The organism is Mastigocoleus testarum BC008, assembly GCF_001456025.1.
GTDB classification, from domain to species: Bacteria; Cyanobacteriota; Cyanobacteriia; order Cyanobacteriales; family Nostocaceae; genus Mastigocoleus; species Mastigocoleus testarum.
The window spans coordinates 30,625-47,005 of the sequence record NZ_LMTZ01000135.1; the positions used below are offsets into that span (position 1 = coordinate 30,625).

Here is a 16,381-nt window from a genome sequence, read left to right on the forward strand (position 1 = left end):
TCGGTTAATTAGTTGAGTAGGTTAGTAAGAAAAATCATAACTTGTTTGTAATAGCGCTTTAGCGCTAAAGCGCTACTACGAGACAAATACAGATATTTTATATTTATTTACATAGTTTCATTTTTCTCGCCTACTTACTCAGTTAATTGGTTATGATTCTCGCAATTTATATAAAAGCCTGGAAACTGTTAATTAAGCTTTTTTAACAAGCATCTAACTCGCATTCTATGGCTGTTACAACTTCTTCAGGAGAAATGTTACTGTAAACAATTTTCATGAAACCTTCAAAATACGTATCCATAGAAGCAAAATTAGCCTCCATTAAACCCTGAAGCATAGTATGCTCAAAAATATGTATTCCCAAATTAACGCTTGTTTTATAACGTATTTCTCCAGTATCAAAGTTTAACTCAAAATTGCCCAGCATCATATCATAATTCACTCTGGCAATAAATTCAGCAATAGCTGGAAGTTTATAAGATTTGACTTTGTAGGGAAAAACGGAATACAAAACAAGTTGACGTTCTATTTCTTTACTGTAAGCATAACAGGTCCATTCCCCATTAGTTCCTTTTACTCGGAACCACAAAATAGTAACATCTTCTGCTTTTGCAAATTGTAAATTATTGGCTTGCAGAAAACTAGTAATTATATTAAATATTGGCGCATTTCGACTTTCTTGCTGTTCGGAGATACTTGTCTGAGTATTTTCCAGTTGTTCGGATAAATCAACTATTTGATTGACTGTTTGTTCAGTACTCATATTGATGAATATTGGTGGTGTTGATTGGGAACAATACCAAAAAGTCAGATGCCAAAAGTTAGTAATTTGTCAAGTATTAATTGGTCGAGCAAAATTATTTAGATATAATTTTTGATAGAAAAATATCAAATTAATTTTGCATAATTACTTAAAATGAATGACTAATATAGTTAGTAGTAGACTTTTATTTTTTAACGTTCGTAATACCCTTGATTGAGTAAAGGTAAGAATTGCAACTCACAACATACTTTCAATACATTGAATTTTAGAATACGATAATTGGATAGAAAAATTAATTGACCGGTATCAGAATTTTTATGGGATATATTAATTTATATCCATGAATCAAACTTACATAAATTGATATCCTTCCTATAAAACAAGGAATATTCTATCTTTCGATAAAGATAGGGAATAAGCTGTTGTGCATTTTGAATGCACAACAGCAAGTCAAAAGTCAAAAATCAAAAGTCAAAAGTGAAGAAAGTTTGAGACTTTGCTATCGAATAGAATAATGTACAAATTAGATGCGTAACAGCTTAAGCCTAATTTCTATTTTTTGTACAATAAGAAAACAATCAATTACTTACTTACAATTAAATATTCGGCTCTTACTTTTCCAAGCACTATTCCCTGTTTACCAATTTATCCTTGATTTGCAATATATTGCTGTATTGCATTTTGCTTTGATTTAAATTATTCCTTGTCAAGGAGTGTTTTTATCATTTATTTTTCGTCAACGTTCTGTTTTTCCAAACACATCAACTTCATGTTCTAAAGCGTCTTCCATGTCATTTACATAACCACATTTCACATCAGCAAAAGAATCGCAATATGTTACATAGGGCTTAATATCTAATACGGGTGTTTGGTCCAGTAGATCGATTCCTTCCACATGTAAGACCAAACCTTCTACCTTGATAAGTTTAGGTGCGCTAATCCCAATGGGATTAGGACGATGTGGAGCTCGAGTAGCCAAAGTTCCTCGGCGAATTCTTGGACCGCGCGGAGGTAAAACGGTCGGGTTCCAGTGTTTATTGAGGTGTAACCATGAAATTACCCAAATACGTTCAAAACCATCCATATCTTTCAATGCGATCGAAGGTATAACATCGGGAAACATTTCAATTTGTGCGATCGCTGGCTGATAATTAGATGGTGCAGATCTAAGCTCCGATTGTCGTGGTGTACCGTATCTTTCTTTGTAGGGAGAATGTACTACACCGATGGGGCGCAAAGTAATATCTTCGGGGAAGGAAATAGATTGAACGTAGTCTTTTGGGGGTAGTTTGGGCATAAATACTATTTTGAATTGACTGCTTGCTTTAATTTTTCACAAGCTGCTTCAATTGAATCAATACTTCCAGGATTGATTAAACCATGGTAATCAAAAATGTAAACGCGCTTATTCTGAGTTGCTTGTAATTCACTCCAGAAAGATTGTTTTTGAAAAGATTTTAGCAGTTCTGTTTCATCTTGTCCTGATGGCGGATTAATAATAAATAATGTATCCGGGTTCTGTTGCAGGATTTTTTCCGCTGAGAGGGTTACGTAACCAGCGATTGGACTTTTACTTTGTAAATCTGCTGCTACATTTTTCACTTGAAATTTTGTCAGTAGATCGCCTGCCCAACTATTTTTATTTGGGCTTAAAATTGGTTGCGTGCTCACTAGTACGAGACCAGATACTTTTTCCCCTTGAAGTTTATTACCTTGATTGTTTTCTGGTAAGAAAGTTTGATAGCGCTTAAGTAACGGTTTAGGGTCTGCACCTATAGTTTGAGCAAGATTTTTCGTTAATTCTTCTAAGGATTCCCAAGTATTAACTTTTGTCAGTAAAGTTGCTATACCCAATTTTTCCAGTTTTGTAGTTGTTTGGTTAGAAAAACCTTCCGCACCAATTACCAAATCGGGTTTGAGAGAAACAATCTTTTCTAGATCTGGTGGAGTTGTACCTTGACTCACGCGGGTAACATTATCAAGTGCAGAATTTTTTTTCAGGAGACTAGAACCAGGGATACCTACTAGTTTTGTACTATCTAGTTGGTAAATAATATCAGCAACTAAAGGAGAAAGTGATACGACTCTTTGAACGGGAGAATTTGTTGTTTGTGATGATTTGGTAAGAGCAACCTCGGGATCGCTAGTAATTGTTGAATTTGGCTTATCAGTAGTCGTCGTGCAGCCAGTTACAAATAATACTATTAATAAGCTAGATAGAAAAATACGAATAGAAGCTAACATACTTTAACCTAAGTTTATTTGTATGATATCAATTATCTACTAATCAAGTTTTCCATATCGATGAATATTAATTGTCTTTGAAACAAACTTCTTCGTGTAACAAATTAGTTATTAACGGGGGAATTTTTTTTCTCAACCAACGCCAAGCAATTTCTTTGCAAGCTGGTTTAGATATTTTGGCAATAATTTTTAAACTTCCTTTAAGAGTTCCGTGATTAAATTTTCGGTCGATGAGGTTAGCCATTCCCACATCGTAAAGACAATCTAAAATTAGCTTGATGTTTGATTCTTCACGAGTTACTACATTTTCTAGTATGAGAAGAACATCATTAATTCGCTCTTCTTCATAGTCTTTTATCTGTAGTATTTGAGACGATGTCGTGATTTTTTTCGTAGATGTCAGCATTCTATTTTTCTAAAAGTCCTAATTAATCTGTTTACTAATAAAATTTTGCTGTGATAAGAGTTTCCTATGGTTATTGACTTAATCGCAGTTAAAACCCAAGTTAACTGGCGTTAATCAAAATGAAACAGCAACCGTTCGGGGAGAACAACAACTACTACAAGTAACAAAATTCTTTTTTCGGTATTATTTCGCAAAAATATTGATTTTGCTGTATTCTGATAATGGAAGGGTATAAAATTTAGCACTTCAATCTCTTGTTTTTCTCACCAGTGCATAGCATAAGCCTTAAAATGGATGAGTGATTTGGTGTAACTATGGCAAATAGCTGGTGGGAAATACAAATATTATGCGAGCCAGATTTAGAAGAAACTATTTTTTGGCGATTGGGAAATTTTGGCTGTCGCGGTACAGTTAGCGAAACCAAAGATAATCGACGTTGGGTAAAAGCTTACTTGCCCCAAATTCAAGCCGAATTATTAGACTTGTCGGCATTATCGCTACAATTACGTCAAGATGCTTTGTCCATGGAACTATCTCCACCCCAAGTACAATGGCATTTAATTGATGAAGAAGATTGGTCAAGCAGTTGGAAACAATATTGGAAACCCCAAGAAATTGGCGACCGCTTTTTAATTAATCCTGCATGGTTACCCATTCCAGAAAATAGCGATCGCTTAATTATTAGATTAGACCCAGGAGTCGCTTTTGGTACTGGAGCCCATGCTACTACCCAATTATGTTTGGAGTCATTAGAAATGAGATTGGGTGGAGGTCAAACATCTTTTGTTGGAGAACAAACAGCAAATAATGATGTGGTGATTGCTGATATTGGTTGTGGTTCAGGAATACTTTCAATTGGAGCATTATTGCTGGGTGCAAAGAAAATTTATGCTGTCGATACGGACCCTATAACAATTAAAGCAACCAATGAAAACCGAGAGTTAAATCAAATTGCACCAGAGAAATTAGTCGTAGAGCAGGGAAGTGTAGAAACTGTAAGTAATTTAGTTCAAGAGGTAGATGGAATTGTTTGTAATATTTTGGCTGATGTCATTATGGATCTAATCCCAGGAATGAGTAAAATCGTCAAACCTACAACTTGGGCTATTTTTAGCGGTATTTTATTGGAGCAATCTAACGCAGTTAGCGATGTGTTAGAAAAACATGGTTGGAAGGTTGCGACACTTTGGAAGCGTCAACAATGGTGCTGTTTAAATGTGCGGCGTTCCTAAATGGTATTACAAAACTTTAACGTAAATATTTAGTAGTGTTATCAATTCACTATTAACAGTTTAGGTTGGGATAAAAAACTAATATTGAAGTACTATTCTTACATCAGCTTTAGATACAGTAATAGTGACGGTACCAATCAATAAAATATTTTAAACCGACATCAATTGGTGTATTGGGTTTAAAACCCGTATCCTCTACTAAATTATCAATATCAGCATATGTTTCCTCAACATCTCCTGCTTGTAGGGGAAGTAATTCTTTCTTTGCAACGATACCAATATGCTTTTCTAAAATTTCAATAAAGTCAATGAGATTTACTGGTTGATTATTACCAATATTATAAATTTTGTAAGGTAATAATTTATTATTTACCATTAAGCTGCTTTGGGGCTTTTGATTAATGACTCGAATTATTCCTTCCACAATGTCATCAATATAAGTAAAATCACGGCGCATCTTACCATAATTAAACACTTTTATTGGTTTTCTATTTAAAATTAAGTTTGTAAAGGAAAAATATGCCATGTCAGGTCTACCCCAAGGACCATAGACTGTAAAAAATCTCAGACCTGTTGTTGGTATATCGTATAGGTGACTGTAAGTATAAGCCATTAGTTCATTGGCTCTTTTAGTTGCTGCATACAAACTTACTGGATGTTCGACGCGATCGCCAACAGCAAAGGGAATTTTGGTATTTGCACCATAAACCGAACTGGAGGAAGCATATACCAAATGTTCTACCCCAGCATGACGACATCCTTCTAAAATATTTGTGAATCCCACTAAGTTACTATCAATATATGCATGGGGATGAGTCAGAGAATAGCGAACACCTGCTTGAGCAGCAAGATTAACAACTACTTCTGGTTTGTAATTAGCAAAAAGATCGGCAATTTTATCCCTATTTGCGATATCCAATTGAAAAAACTGAAAATTAGGATTATCAGATAGTTGTCCTAATCGTGCTTTCTTCAAACTAGTGTCATAATAATCGTTTAAGTTATCAATACCAATAATATTATTATCATTTAACAGTAATTTTTGAGTTAGATGAAAGCCAATAAAACCTGCTGCACCCGTGATTAATATTGTTCTCATAATTTATTGCAATCCTATCTTAATTTTTGAATAAATTCCGTACATTTAGAAGATATAGAATCAGAATTAGTATGTTTAACCAAGTATCTTTAAGAACGCTACACTTCCTTTCTAAAAAAGTAGAGGGTAGAGAATGGGGAGCAGGTTCAAAAAATCGATGTGTAGCGTATTCTTTGAAATTAGTATTAATTAAATAATTTAAATCCCCACTTAATTGCTTATTAAAAAACTGTAAATAATAATCGAGATACTATCTATATTCCTCGAAATTATAGTTTTCTGCTTGGTACTAACCCATAATTTATGATAGGTCACTTCAATAAATTGTAAAATAAATTACCCTTTAAGGTGTAAAGTATTTAGCAAGATTCAAGGTGCTTTTATAAGTTTATATAAATAAGTTGCAAAAAGTATTGCATGTAAAATTATTTACAATTAATGCTACAGTACTTTTCATGTTAGAAGTATACGGAAAATCATTTGTATTAAAATACTATTTTTGCGAAGCATTATAAATATATCGAAAAATATTGGTCAAAAAATGCTTTAAATATATGTTTAATAGCAATGTAACAGAGTACATATATTTTATAGAACATTAATAATTTAAAAATTTTCTCCGTAGTCAATTTAAATATTGGCAAACAATCCTATATTCACGAATAAAATCTGTGTAACAAAACTTAGCTTTATTAAGTGTAGAAAAAGATAAATCAAGCTTTTTATATACTATCTTAAAAATAATTATTCTTAGTTCGGGGACATAGAACTACGAATAGTTACTTGTTTCGCAATGTCTGAGTTTAATAGAAACCTACTATAAAGCTTAATTAGAACGTAAACCTATGATAAAGTTTTCTGGAAATAGTGATTTCGTATACCAAATTACCATATATTATTTTCACTGGGTTTTAAACGCGAATGACAATGTAGTTTTTATATAAAAATAAAATCATACTGCTCAGTATTTTTTCGAAATACTGACTCAGCATGTTTGCCAAAATAAAAATAATTGGTACTGCTACAGTAAATGGGTCAATGAGATTACTGATATGATTCCTTGGAAATTGAATGGGAAGAATAAATTCTCGAATACCTACTTTATAAGCCTATTGGAGATCTATAAATAAAAATATGTCACAAGCAAATCTGATATCTCCCGTATTTATGTAGTTAAAATTTAGTCAAATAATACTATTGCTTTGAATATACTTAAACACTATGGATTTAGTATAAAATCTATTTTATAGAAATACTCCAGTTAAGATCGTTAATAGTAATTTTGAAATCCGTCACAAGTATAATTCTTAAATAATCTGTACTGAAGGGAGACAATAAAGTGTAAAATATTACTTCGTATCTGAATCATTACTTTATATATGAATACGATACATAATAGCTTGATTGTCTTGTTAATCCATAAATCCTAGCCATGTGAAAAAAGCTAATTCAGACTTTTCTTATACCAATCTGAAAAGATACTACTATACATCGATTCTCTGAATCTATTTTCCGTTCCCTTTAGTAAATGCAGTATAGCAATAAAGGAAATTGGTACTAAAATATAGTTTTTTGTTATTCATTGTCATTGAACTTAAACTGCTGGAAAGATTTGTGTATCAGTGAAAATAGATCGCAACTCTATTTTATATAAAACTTTTATATGTGTATCAAGAAAATAAATTTTATTTACTTGATAACTTCGCACTGGAAGTTATCTCCACAGCAATGTGGATAAATTTTCCTCGTTACTATATCTACCTATTTGGAAAAAATTAAATCAGCAACAAATGATTGAATATAATTTGGAATTATAAACATAGAAAAGGATTCAAGCATGAATATATTGTTTATGTTTAAATTAAACTTACAGCAATCATTGCAATTAGTGCTAAAAAAATTAGTAAAATTGAGGAATAAACATTGGTTTATTATTGATATATTTACATTTTTATTCACGCCACTTTTGGCGTTACTTGTGCGTCATGATGGGAATCTTGCTTTAGAAATATACAAGCATGAAATAGTTTATACAGTAATTCTGTTTTTAATAGTCAAAATAACTATACTTTGGTTTTGTGGTTTTTATCGACGTTATTGGCGCTATGCAAGTATTGAAGAACTCGTATATATAGGGATGTTAGCGATCGCAGCTATTGCCATCCAAACTCTACTATTTGATACGATGTCCTACGTACCAAATTTCACAACATATCAATTACCAAAATCACTACCGTTAATTGATGGTCTTCTTTCCTTTATTACTATCGGAGGATTGCGTTTTAGCGTCAGAGCATTCGAGGGAATTTATCACAAACAGACAGAATCTCAAGCCAGAGAAAATGTCTTAGTTGTAGGTGCTGGTAGCGCAGGGGTTTCTCTAGTTAAAGAGATGCAAAGAAACCCCCAACTAGGGTTCAATCCAGTTGCTTTCATTGATGACGATCCCCATAAACTAAACTTACGAATTCTTGGAATTCCTGTGATTGGTGGTCGCTTCCAAATCCCTGAAATTAGCAAATCTTTGAAAGTTGATAAAGTAATCATCGCTATGCCAATGGTAACAGGAAGAGTGATTCGGGAAATTCTCAAGATATGCAAAAGCAATAGAATAAAAACCAGTACAATACCAGGCATACACGAACTCCTCAATAATCGAGTACGTCTAGATAGTATTCGCAGTGTCAGAATTGAGGATTTACTAAGAAGAGAACCCATACAAACAGATATTGAGCAAGTTTTTGAACTCATCCAAGGTAGAAAAGTATTAATTACAGGTGCTGGTGGGTCAATAGGAAGCGAACTTTGCCGGCAAATTTATAAATGTCAACCAGCCGAAATCATTTTATTGGGACATGGAGAAAATTCTGTATTTAGTATCCAACAAGAATTGCACAGAGCTTCACAAATTTCTCAGAAAGATAATCTACAACAAGGAACTATACCAAATATAGTCACATTGATTGCAGACCTAAGATCTATAGATAGACTCCAATATACTTTTGAAATATTTCAGCCAGAAATAGTTTTTCATGCTGCTGCTCACAAGCATGTACCTTTGATGGAGTTAAACTCTCCAGAAGCGGTGACCAATAATGTGATAGGAACTAAAAACCTATTAGATATGGCGTTGGTATATGATGTAAAACATTTTGTCATGATCTCGACGGATAAGGCAGTGAATCCAACCAATGTCATGGGAGCTAGTAAAAGAGTTGCAGAGATGTTAGTGTTAAGAGCCGCACAAAAAAGCCGTAAGGCGTTCTCCGTAGTACGCTTTGGTAATGTACTTGGTAGTAGAGGTAGTGTTGTTCCTACTTTTAGGAAGCAAATTATTGCAGGTGGTCCTGTAACTATTACTCACCCAGATATATGTCGTTATTTCATGACGATTCCCGAAGCAGTACAACTAGTTTTACAAGCTGCAGTACTCGGTCGTGGTAGTGAGATTTTCATGCTAGATATGGGTCAACCAGTAAAAATTGTTGATTTAGCAAAAGACTTAATTTGCCTCTCAGGATACGAAGTGGGCGGAGATATTGATATTGTCTTTACAGGTCTAAGACCAGGAGAAAAATTATTTGAAGAATTATTTATCCCTGGTGAAGAATACCAAAAAACCAAACACGAAAAGATTTTAATTGTCCAGAATGCTAGCAATTTTGTAGTAGGAAATATTGAACGCAAATTAGAAGCAATTTCCCAAGCTGCATACGGAAATGACAGTAAATCAATCATCTTTTTACTGGAGCAACTAGTACCAGAATATAAACCTAGATACCCAAAAAATAAAGATTTGAAGCAGACATCAGCAGATAAATACACTAATTTTAAATATCTCCAATCGCAGAGATTTAAGTCCCAGAAGTTTATAAGGAATAACACCAGGAGTTCATAGAAAATATATCTCAAAGGCTATGATTATGATGTGAGTTAAAATCATAGCAGTAAAGATATTAATACGAGCTGGATAGTCACTAATAACAATATCAAATAGATCGAATGCTAGTATCAAATTTTATTTAACTTCATAGTTTGTCTATAAAAAAATAGATACTTTTACTATTGTTTCATAGTTTTCCATTGATAATTAAAGGTATAAAATGCATAATAAAACTAATAAGTAATTGTCTATTCTAAATAGCCATACGTTACCAGTTTATTGTGTTTTTATCTTCTACTGTTTATAGTCACCAAACCAAATCAGTCTGTGTGTCAAACTATCAGTAGCGCACGCTAAAGCCTATGGGATGCAATTTATCGCAGATTATAAGTAAGTGAGGCAAAGCTAAAACGCCCTTAAGCAGACCAGGTGCTGCACTACCTACAGATCCGCTAAGTGTCTACATCTGTCAAGATGCGGTCTGTCCTGTTCGCAAAGCGGTGCGCTACCGCGCACTATTCTGCTGTAGATTGTGAGAAAATTTGTCTAATTCATCGGTATATTGTTGCTTTTGAGATGATACATAATATAAAATGTTACAGGATAAACCACTAACACTACGCAGTAATTTTTCTTGGACTTTCGCCGGCAATATAGTTTATGTGGGTTGTCAGTGGGGAATGCTAGTAGTATTAGCAAAAATTGGTGGTCCCGAGATGGTAGGGAAATTTATTTTGGGGACTGCAATTACTGCACCTGTGATCGAATTTGCAAATCTTCAGTTACGAACAGTCCAAGCAACAGATGCTGATCGTCAATATATTTTCGATGACTACTTAGGAGTGAGAATCATATCCACAGGGGTAGCTCTTATATTTATTTCAGTAATAACTTTCTTAATTGGATATCCTTGGGAAACAACTCTTGTCATCTTATTAGTTGGTTTAGCCAAAGCATTAGAATCTATCAGCGATATATTCTATGGGCTGCTACAGCAGCACGAACGAATGGATCGTATTGCTACGTCAATGATGATAAAAGGTTGTTTGTCGCTATTATTATTAGGCGCAGGCGTTTATTTCTCAGGTAGTGTATTAGGGGGAGTAGTTGGTTTAGTAATTGCTTGGAGTCTGGTTTTACTTGCTTATGATGTGCGTAGTGGAAGCTTGATGTTATGCAGTAATCTAGAAACGCAACTAAACACAGCTTTGGGAAAATTAAGATTAGCAATTCTAATACCTTCACGATGGCATTGGAAATCATTAAGAAAGCTGGTGAGGTTGGCTCTACCTTTGGGTTTTGCCAACATGTTAATCACACTCAATACTAATATTCCCCGTTACGCTGTCGTAGGTTTGCTCGGGGTGAGAGAAGTAGGTGTCTTTGCCGGTATAGCCTATATTATGGTCGCAGGGAAAATAGTTGTCAGAGCCCTGGGTCAATCAGCGTCTCCCAAGCTAGGAAAATACTACGTAGCATATAATATCAAAGCTTTCCGCAAGCTAATTTTTCAATTAGCGATCGTTGGTATTCTTCTAGGTAGTGTAGGCGTGATAATAGCTCTTTTTGCCGGGGAGAATATCCTGACTCTTCTTTATAAACCTGAGTACGGACAGGAAGCAGACTTATTCGTATTACTCATGTTTGCAGGAGCAATTGACTACGTATCATCATTCCTTAACTATGGGATGACAGCAGCTAGAGCCTTATGGATTCAGATACCTTTATTCACATTAACTACGATAGTTCTTTGTTTCGCTTGTCTGTGGCTAATACCCATCTTTGGTACTAAAGGTGCAGCTTTTGCCTTAATTGTAGCCGCTATTATAAAAGTTATTTTTAGTTCGGCAGTTATCGCGAATGCAATATACAAACTCCATAAAAGTAAAACATGTGTTTAAGGTTGGGAAGTCTTAGGGATGTGTTAGTCATGGATAACAGGGAGAGAATCTGGATTGCAGTGGGAATAGCACTGACAACCGCCACTCAATTAAGACCTGGAAGCATTCCCATTGGAGTAGGCGAAGCTATGTTGGTCAGTTGGATATTATTTGTATTACTTAATATATCGATTACTAAACGTCATTTTATCACGCCAATTACTAAAGCATTTTTCTTGTTTTGGATGACAATTTTTATCGCTTTGGGATTTGGATTTTGGATCGCTTTGTCAATAGATTTTGCATCTCCTGAGTTTTTACACGATCTATTGGCTTACGTATTTTCATTTATTTTGGGAATCGCTTTAACAACTTCCATATATTCTAAAGAAGATGTTGAGAGAACAGTTATATTATTAATTTCATTTTCCGCTTTTACTTTGTTAAGCATCTTACTCGTACCTGCTATTTTTCCATTTTTTAGTCCTTGGCAATATGGGGTAAGATTCAAAGGCTGGGCGGAGAATGCAAATCAACTGGGTCTGTTATTAAGCGGATTTCCTTTCTTTGCTTTATATTTTCTAATTAAAAGCAATAACCATCAACAAAGGATATTTTATACTTCAATAATTATTTCTATTTTTATAGTGGGCATAGAAACTGATTCCGACTCACTATTTTTAGGATGGTTCATGGGAATATTATTGATAGCATCTTGGGGTATATATAAGTTTTTACTAAACTTCATATCTAGTAAAAAAGACATAAGTATAGTACGTTTTGCGAAGAAGCAAGCTTTGATTTTATTAGTAATAATAGTTCTTTTATTAATAGCTTTTCTATTATATGAAAAAGTTAGTGGGGTTATTGGAGAATTATATAATAAAAATTCTCAAGGCAGCCTTCGCGTGACTCTATGGACAAATGGGATTATTGCAATGTTGCACTCACCATTATTTGGACTTGGTCCAGGTCCTCATTCCGGTGAAACCCTAGATTCATTAGGGACAATAGAGAGTCACAATACATTCGTAGAATTAGCAAGTGCCTCTGGGATTATTGGTTTGATTGCATTAATTGCTCTGTTGGTATGGATTACTTCTAAAGCTTGGCGTAGTGGATCGATTGTAATGAATGCAGCTTTCATATCTTTAATGGGACATAGTTTATTTCATTATGTATTGCGTCAGCCAATTTTTTGGTTTGATTTATTCGCGATCGCTACATTGAGTTCAGTTACAGATTCCTCTAAGGATTCCATTAAATTGCCAAAAAAAGTTTTGTAAAGAAAACGGTGGTACCAAATGTCTGTAATCAATATTTGGCATGTAGGGGGAGAGGATATTCATATGCGCATTCCTCTGCTGCTTAAACTAAGAGAAAAAGGCTTTCAAGTGGGAGCAGTTGGTTCTGCAAGTGGTAATGCCTTTGTGGGTCATAATATACCTTACTTTTCATATACTCTAGAACGGGGAATAGGTCCGTGGAGTGATATACGTAGCTGTAAGCAACTTTTCGATTTATTTACTAGGTACAAACCAGATATTGTTCATGGTTTTGATACTAAACCAGCGATTGCAGTGCCTCTTGTGGCAAGGAAAGCAGGAATTCCTGGACGAGTGTGTACAATTACCGGAATGGGGTATATTTTTTCCTCTAACTCTCCATTAGCACTTGCACTCAGACCTGTATATAATTATCTCCAAGGACAAGCTTCAACAGCAGCAGGAATTACAGTATTTCAAAATCGGGACGATCGCCAATATTTTTATACTCACAAGATGGTACAGGAGGGGTATGAAGATTTAGTATTGGGTTCTGGTGTTGAGGTAGAACAACTGACTCAAAATTACTCTACTCCAGAGGAAATAACTAAGATACGACGAGAGCTAAATATAGAAGAAAATCAGCTTGTAGTTACAATGATTTCACGTCTTGTGGTTTCTAAAGGCGTGAGAGAATATCTTCAGGCTGCTAGTATCGTTTGTCGGGAAATGAAAAATGTCACATTTCTCTTGATTGGTCCTTTATCTTCAGAGGGAAGACAGGCAGTATCAATAAAAGAAATTGAGAGACAAGCTGGGGTTGTTAAGTACTTGGGTCCTCGTAGTGACATACCAACTCTATTAAATTTAACCGATATCTTTGTTTTGCCGAGTTATTACCGTGAGGGTGTACCACGGGTTTTGCTAGAAGCTGGTGCCATGAAACTTCCTTTAGTTGCAACTGATATGCCGGGTTGTAATGAGGCAGTAAAACATGGTTGGAATGGTTTACTGGTTCCTCCTAAAGATGCGCAAGCCTTATCTGGGAGTATAATGCAACTCCTGAGATCTAAAAATACAAGAACTCTTATGGGTGCTAGGAGTGAGTTGCACGTACGAGAGAAATTTAGTCTCAAACATGTAGCAGATCGATATACTGAAATCTACTATCGGGTTTTGCAACAAGCCGCCTAAGCGATGGAAAAGTAAAATTAAAATTGAAATTTTTGCAGCTTCCAACCATAAGTTGATTTCGCAAATATATAACTCTCCAAACTAATTATGATTAGCAAAATCAAAGAATTTTATGAACAGTGAGTTAAATGAATTAGAGGAAATCCGTCAACGTTATCACCGACGCAGGAAAATTCCAGAATTCTCCCTATATAACCCTTTAAATCCAGATCGTTACATGGCATATCAAGATAAAAGGAGTGCATTTATTCGTTGGATTAAATATTCTGGATTAGAACCTGTTAGAAATAAACGAGTTTTGGAAATTGGATGTGGTTATGGGGATAATTTACTTCAACTTCTAACCTTGGGTTTCCAACCGGAAAATTTAGTAGGAAACGAACTTCTAGAAGAACGAGCTTTTTATGCACAAAGATTGTTACCAGCTGCAACTCAGATTTTAGTTGGGGATGCTTCAGTGCTTAATTTACCAAAGGAATCCTTTGATGTTGTTTTACAGGCAACTGTTTTTACTTCAATTTTAAATGATAGTTTCCAGCAAAAGTTAGCAAATCACATGTGGTCAATGGTCAGACCGGGAGGAGGTATACTTTGGTTCGATTTTGTGTTTAATAATCCTAGTAATTCAGATATAAGAGGAGTACCAATTAGCCGCATTCATGAGTTATTTCCCCAAGGGAATATTAAGACATGGAAATTAATATTGGCACCACCCATCAGTAGGAGAGTCACAAAAATTCATCCAAATCTCTACATTTTATTTAATTTGATGTATTTTTTGCGTACCCATGTATTGTGTTGGATTCAAAAGCCTTAATTTTCAACGAGAACAATAATTGAAACCTATCTCAAATCTCTATAAATCCAAATACTACTAATTAAATTTATCTTCTAATTAGGAGTTCATAAATGGTCAAGCGTCTATTCGATATTGTTTTTGCTAGCTGCGTGCTACTAATAACTTCTCCATTATTCTTGCTGGGAGCCTTAGTTGTAAATTTAACCTCTCCAGGACCAGCTTTTTATAAAGCCAAACGGGCTGGATTAGAAGGTAAGGAATTTTATATGTTCAAACTGCGAACAATGCATGTCAACACAGATACTTTAAACCGTAAAATTACAGACCCAGAAGACGATCGCATTACTCCTGTGGGCAAATGGTTACGCAAACTTAAGATAGATGAGTTTCCTCAGTTTTGGAATGTACTTAAGGGAGATATGTCAATTGTTGGTCCCCGTCCCGAAGACTACGATATAGTCCAAAACTATTATACGCCGGAACAAAGACACATACTAAAAGTTCGACCGGGTATAACTTCACCGGTTGAAGTACGTTGGTATCCTGACTTAACGTATCACGACCGACCCCCTGAGGGTGTATCAATGCAAAAACACTATCTTGAAAAACATCTTCCAGTACAGTTGAACGAAGGACTGCGTTATGTAGAACAACAGAACATTTTTCTTGATTTGAAAATAATTATTCAAACTTTTTATTGCATATTAATTCACTCTTGGTTCCCAGCTAAAAAGCAGCCACTTTCTTAAAATTAGTTAGAGTCTAAGGTGAATTTTGTAAAACGATTGGATTTCCTGAGACTCTCTGATTTAGGAAAATTTGGATATTTCAACGTACTCCTAATTTAATTAGATAGAGAAGGTGTTTAATGTCTGTTTGTGTTATTAGTCAACCACGTTTCTTTCCTGGAATCCATTATCTTCATCGAATGATGATGGCAGATATATTTGTTATTTTAGATACCGTTCAATTTAATCCACGCCATGAGGAAAACCGAGCAAAAATAAAGACTAGCAAAGGGACACAGTGGCTTACTGTACCGATGCATAAAATTCACAGAGAACAACTGATTATTGATACGCACCTCAACAATAATCAATCCTGGCAGTCTAAAATAAAAGGAACCCTTAAAACTCTTTACGGTAAAACCCCACATTACAAAACTTACGAGCCCGAGATATTGAATATTTTGGAAAGACCTTATGAAAGGTTAACTGAATTAGATCGTGCGTCTTGGGGACCTGCATTAAAGCTGCTAGGAATTAACTGTAAATTTGTCCTAGCTTCTGAAATCCCAGTATCAGGTAAGGGACCTAAACTATTATTAGATATTTGTAAGTATCTTGGTTCAGACACATACCTTTCTGGTGGATTTGGCAAAAAGTATCTCAATGTGGAAGAATTTCTAACCCAAGGAGTTGAAGTTAGATTTCACGAATATGAATATCCGATTTATAAACAACCCTATGGCGATTTTGTAACATTTCTTAGCTATCTCGATATGCTCTTCAACGTTGGTTTAGAGCCAGAAAAAGTAATGGCTGGCGGTAAAATTACTTCACTGAGTTAATTGGATTTTACTACTCAAAAAGCGAAAAAAGTAAATATTTAGACGA

The 16,381-nt window shown here is 34.7% G+C and carries 13 protein-coding genes; 8 read left to right on the top strand and 5 right to left on the bottom strand.

Features of this window, described 5'->3' with window-relative positions; genetic code table 11:
• Positions 1-202: 202 nt before the first annotated feature.
• The 4 genes from BC008_RS35765 to BC008_RS35780 all read right to left on the bottom strand — a co-directional run bounded on the left by BC008_RS35765 (position 203) and on the right by BC008_RS35780 (position 3,413).
• Entirely contained in the window at positions 203-763 is a 561-nt protein-coding gene (locus BC008_RS35765) for a YbjN domain-containing protein (protein ID WP_058184370.1), read from the bottom strand.
• A gap of 736 nt (positions 764-1,499) precedes the next feature.
• Complete coding sequence (gene tsaA / locus BC008_RS35770; protein WP_027842739.1) at positions 1,500-2,060, bottom strand: tRNA (N6-threonylcarbamoyladenosine(37)-N6)-methyltransferase TrmO; 561 nt, start codon at positions 2,058-2,060, stop codon at positions 1,500-1,502.
• Positions 2,061-2,065: 5 nt separating this feature from the next.
• Complete coding sequence (locus BC008_RS35775; RefSeq protein WP_027842738.1) at positions 2,066-3,007, bottom strand: ABC transporter substrate-binding protein; 942 nt, start codon at positions 3,005-3,007, stop codon at positions 2,066-2,068.
• Between the two features lie 67 nt (positions 3,008-3,074).
• Complete coding sequence (locus tag BC008_RS35780; RefSeq protein ID WP_027842737.1) at positions 3,075-3,413, bottom strand: hypothetical protein; 339 nt, start codon at positions 3,411-3,413, stop codon at positions 3,075-3,077.
• A gap of 314 nt (positions 3,414-3,727) precedes the next feature.
• Here BC008_RS35780 and prmA point away from each other — a divergent pair, with 314 nt between their 5' ends.
• A complete protein-coding gene (gene prmA, locus BC008_RS35785; RefSeq protein ID WP_027842736.1) occupies positions 3,728-4,645 on the top strand; it encodes a 50S ribosomal protein L11 methyltransferase in 918 nt (305 codons plus the stop codon).
• 109 nt (positions 4,646-4,754) lie between these two features.
• Here prmA and BC008_RS35790 read toward each other — a convergent pair whose 3' ends face one another.
• The gene (locus tag BC008_RS35790) at positions 4,755-5,744 is read right to left on the bottom strand and encodes an NAD-dependent epimerase (protein ID WP_027842735.1); all 990 of its coding nucleotides are present in this window, start codon (positions 5,742-5,744) and stop codon (positions 4,755-4,757) included.
• Between the two features lie 1,837 nt (positions 5,745-7,581).
• On the opposite strand from BC008_RS35790, the gene BC008_RS35795 reads away from it, so the two are divergent.
• The 7 genes from BC008_RS35795 to BC008_RS35825 all read left to right on the top strand — a co-directional run bounded on the left by BC008_RS35795 (position 7,582) and on the right by BC008_RS35825 (position 16,335).
• On the top strand, positions 7,582-9,642 hold the full coding sequence (locus BC008_RS35795; RefSeq protein WP_082650712.1) for a polysaccharide biosynthesis protein: 2,061 nt from the start codon (positions 7,582-7,584) through the stop codon (positions 9,640-9,642).
• Positions 9,643-10,220: 578 nt separating this feature from the next.
• A complete protein-coding gene (locus BC008_RS35800) occupies positions 10,221-11,528 on the top strand; it encodes a lipopolysaccharide biosynthesis protein (RefSeq protein ID WP_027842734.1) in 1,308 nt (435 codons plus the stop codon).
• Positions 11,529-11,557: 29 nt separating this feature from the next.
• Complete coding sequence (locus BC008_RS35805; RefSeq protein ID WP_027842733.1) at positions 11,558-12,793, top strand: O-antigen ligase family protein; 1,236 nt, start codon at positions 11,558-11,560, stop codon at positions 12,791-12,793.
• A gap of 18 nt (positions 12,794-12,811) precedes the next feature.
• A complete protein-coding gene (locus BC008_RS35810; protein WP_058184372.1) occupies positions 12,812-13,966 on the top strand; it encodes a glycosyltransferase family 4 protein in 1,155 nt (384 codons plus the stop codon).
• Positions 13,967-14,078: 112 nt separating this feature from the next.
• Positions 14,079-14,783 (top strand): class I SAM-dependent methyltransferase, encoded by a 705-nt coding sequence (locus BC008_RS35815; protein ID WP_027842732.1) that lies wholly within the window; start codon positions 14,079-14,081, stop codon positions 14,781-14,783.
• 92 nt (positions 14,784-14,875) lie between these two features.
• Positions 14,876-15,514 (top strand): sugar transferase, encoded by a 639-nt coding sequence (locus BC008_RS35820; protein WP_027842731.1) that lies wholly within the window; start codon positions 14,876-14,878, stop codon positions 15,512-15,514.
• A gap of 119 nt (positions 15,515-15,633) precedes the next feature.
• Positions 15,634-16,335 (top strand): WbqC family protein, encoded by a 702-nt coding sequence (locus BC008_RS35825; protein ID WP_058184374.1) that lies wholly within the window; start codon positions 15,634-15,636, stop codon positions 16,333-16,335.
• Positions 16,336-16,381 lie beyond the last annotated feature (46 nt).

Excerpts from the sequence above, each read along its gene's own strand:
- BC008_RS35765 (WP_058184370.1), bottom strand. The coding sequence starts at position 763 with ATGAGTACTGAACAAACAGTCAATCAAATAGTTGATTTATCCGAACAA.
- tsaA (WP_027842739.1), bottom strand. The coding sequence starts at position 2,060 with ATGCCCAAACTACCCCCAAAAGACTACGTTCAATCTATTTCCTTCCCC.
- BC008_RS35775 (WP_027842738.1), bottom strand. The coding sequence starts at position 3,007 with ATGTTAGCTTCTATTCGTATTTTTCTATCTAGCTTATTAATAGTATTA.
- BC008_RS35780 (WP_027842737.1), bottom strand. The coding sequence starts at position 3,413 with ATGCTGACATCTACGAAAAAAATCACGACATCGTCTCAAATACTACAG.
- prmA (WP_027842736.1), top strand. The coding sequence starts at position 3,728 with ATGGCAAATAGCTGGTGGGAAATACAAATATTATGCGAGCCAGATTTA.
- BC008_RS35790 (WP_027842735.1), bottom strand. The coding sequence starts at position 5,744 with ATGAGAACAATATTAATCACGGGTGCAGCAGGTTTTATTGGCTTTCAT.
- BC008_RS35795 (WP_082650712.1), top strand. The coding sequence starts at position 7,582 with ATGAATATATTGTTTATGTTTAAATTAAACTTACAGCAATCATTGCAA.
- BC008_RS35800 (WP_027842734.1), top strand. The coding sequence starts at position 10,221 with ATGTTACAGGATAAACCACTAACACTACGCAGTAATTTTTCTTGGACT.
- BC008_RS35805 (WP_027842733.1), top strand. The coding sequence starts at position 11,558 with ATGGATAACAGGGAGAGAATCTGGATTGCAGTGGGAATAGCACTGACA.
- BC008_RS35810 (WP_058184372.1), top strand. The coding sequence starts at position 12,812 with ATGTCTGTAATCAATATTTGGCATGTAGGGGGAGAGGATATTCATATG.
- BC008_RS35815 (WP_027842732.1), top strand. The coding sequence starts at position 14,079 with ATGAACAGTGAGTTAAATGAATTAGAGGAAATCCGTCAACGTTATCAC.
- BC008_RS35820 (WP_027842731.1), top strand. The coding sequence starts at position 14,876 with ATGGTCAAGCGTCTATTCGATATTGTTTTTGCTAGCTGCGTGCTACTA.
- BC008_RS35825 (WP_058184374.1), top strand. The coding sequence starts at position 15,634 with ATGTCTGTTTGTGTTATTAGTCAACCACGTTTCTTTCCTGGAATCCAT.